Origin of the sequence: Paraclostridium sp. MRS3W1 (genome assembly GCF_032465715.1) — a bacterium.
GTDB lineage: Bacteria > Bacillota > Clostridia > Peptostreptococcales > Peptostreptococcaceae > Paraclostridium > Paraclostridium dentum.
Genome location: NZ_JAWDJM010000049.1, coordinates 1 through 2,322, shown reverse-complemented (window position 1 = coordinate 2,322; position 2,322 = coordinate 1). Strand labels below are relative to the sequence as shown.

At 24.4% G+C, this 2,322-nt stretch carries 3 protein-coding genes; 2 read left to right on the top strand and 1 reads right to left on the bottom strand.

What is annotated here, in order from left to right; all coding sequences use genetic code 11:
• Window positions 1–201 precede the first annotated feature (201 nt).
• A complete protein-coding gene (locus RWY47_RS03930) occupies window positions 202–693 on the top strand; it encodes a hypothetical protein (protein WP_224170311.1) in 492 nt (163 codons plus the stop codon).
• A gap of 39 nt (window positions 694–732) precedes the next feature.
• On the opposite strand, the gene RWY47_RS03925 is transcribed toward RWY47_RS03930, so the two are convergent.
• The gene (locus RWY47_RS03925; protein ID WP_021431241.1) at window positions 733–1,038 is read right to left on the bottom strand and encodes a DUF1540 domain-containing protein; all 306 of its coding nucleotides are present in this window, start codon (window positions 1,036–1,038) and stop codon (window positions 733–735) included.
• Window positions 1,039–1,203: 165 nt separating this feature from the next.
• Here RWY47_RS03925 and RWY47_RS03920 point away from each other — a divergent pair, with 165 nt between their 5' ends.
• Window positions 1,204–2,298 carry a hypothetical protein gene (locus RWY47_RS03920; protein ID WP_224170312.1) on the top strand — a complete coding sequence of 365 codons (1,095 nt, stop codon included), beginning with the start codon at window positions 1,204–1,206 and terminating at the stop codon, window positions 2,296–2,298.
• Window positions 2,299–2,322: the final 24 nt, after the last annotated feature.

Below are 2,322 nucleotides of genomic sequence, written 5' to 3'. Positions count from 1 at the left end.
AAACTGACATAATAATGTATTTAATAGATATATACATTGAAATAACTAGGTTTTGTTTTTTTGACATAAAACTATATATTTTATGTCTATATTTGTTTTTATGTATAATTCTATAAGGAAAAATGAATAATTGATTTGTTTAAAAGTAATACTAATTTTAAGATAGGCAATATAAAATAAGATTATGTAAGGAGTTTTATTATGAAAAAAATACTAGTATCAATAGTTGCTTTTATTACAATAATTATGTTTAGTAATATTAATTCATATGCAAATATATACACCCCAAATTTACCGAGCAATACAAACTTAGTAGAAGAGAAATATATTAATGAATTGACTAGTATAGGAAATCAAATTGAAATTTTAGCTTCCAATTCACTTAATGCTGTTATTAATAAAAAAGATACAAAGGATCTTTTAAAAGAATCATTATATATAAAAACACAAATAAGAGAACTTAGGATACCACTATCTGATTATCATAAAGAAAAAAGTGGAGACGAAGAAAAAAATCCATTTTCTCTAGGACTTTTAAATACCCTAAATTATTATAGTATGTCTTTATCTTTTTTAACTTTGTTTTTACAGACTCAATCAATCTCGGATAGAAATGAGTACTTAGAAAATTATTACTTTAGTAAAGCCTCTGGAGACCAAACATTAGGGTGGGCTAAATTACAAGTTAAGTGATTAAATAAAAAATAGGCGAGAATTTAACTCGCCTATTTTTTATTTAGATATAAAGCTACAACAATTAGTTTGTTTAAAATTCTTAGCATCATTTCCTGACACGAATATATTATAGCAACTACATTCTGAATTTTTATTATGGATACAATCAATAGCATTACAGACAATATGCTCACATTCACTTTGAATATCACTTTTTAAGTTTTTATGTACACTTATAAATGATGTACAGTGAACATCCTTTAAATTGTTTGGTTTAGCTCCATCAACTTTAATTGCTCCACTATGGCAATTTCCGTTTATATTATAACTACATGTAATAGCACTACAGTTTATTTTTGACATAATAACATCACTCCTTATAAAATAAGTATTTATTATTAGTATGTACAAAAAATCAATAAAAAATTGATAAAAATAAGTACTATTTTAAGGGTAGATATTTAGTGTCATGTACCATTAAATAACCATATATTATATTGTGACTACTATATAAAGGAATGATAGACATTGGAAAATAATACTCAACATCCATATATAAGCAACAGCCTTAAATTAGCTTTATCAAGGCAATTTAACGTGCATATTTCAGATATAACAAAAGATTTCATGAAAGGATTAACAGAAATAGATTTATCAGGTAATAACATTAAGGATATAAAAGGAATAGAGTTTGCTATAAATGCTGTATATATAAACTTAAATAAAAACAATATTTGTGACGCTTCTCCTTTATCAAAACTCAACAAATTAGAAGAATTAGAGTTAAATGAAAATAAAATTGAAGATATTAGCTTTATAAAAAATTTAAAGAAGCTCAAAAGATTAGGATTAGATAGTAATAATATAAAAGCTATACCAAACATTAACAATACCGAATTACGAACTGTAAATTTAGATAATAACAGGATATCAAACTTATCAGAGTTCAATAGACCTAGTTTTAGAAACACTACTATTTTAGCAACTGATCAATGCATAATACTTGATCCAATTGAAATTGATATGGAAAAATCATTATTTTTTTCTTCTAATATAATTTGGGATATTAATTCTATTGTTTTTTTAGATAATATACAGGTCAACGGCAAGTACGATAGTATTCATACAAACGAAAGACCTTCTATGTTATATTCAATATCAGAGATAGTTATAAATAATATAAAATCTAATTGTATATTAAAGGCTGATTTTTATAAAGAAGACACAACTAGTTTTCCAAGAATCTTAAGTGGGACTCTAATTCAACCAATTTACTTAAAATCTAAAGAAGTTCAAGTAAATAGTTCTAATCCAGATTTTAGTTTATCTAAGATATTTGGATATATAAAACCAGAGGAGAAGATAGTTGATTTAAAACAAAGTGAATCTTCTTCTTTTAGAGATAAAGTTGTTACACTTATTAATGAATATGGTGATATAGTTTATTCCTCTATTGATATTAATGGTAAGTATTTATTTAATAACATACAAACAGGAAAGTATACAATTTTATTTCCTGTTTTATCGGACTATGTATATACTTCACCTAGTGTAGTTGTTTTAAATATAGAAGAAAAGGGAAGTTTTATTATAAATTCATCAATAGAGTATATTGATCATTAGAGTAGTATTCTCTTTTACACATAT

Bases quoted from the DNA above. Each gene is read 5' to 3' on its own strand.
- RWY47_RS03925 (WP_021431241.1), bottom strand. From the start codon at position 1,038: ATGTCAAAAATAAACTGTAGTGCTATTACATGTAGTTATAATATAAAC.
- RWY47_RS03930 (WP_224170311.1), top strand. From the start codon at position 202: ATGAAAAAAATACTAGTATCAATAGTTGCTTTTATTACAATAATTATG.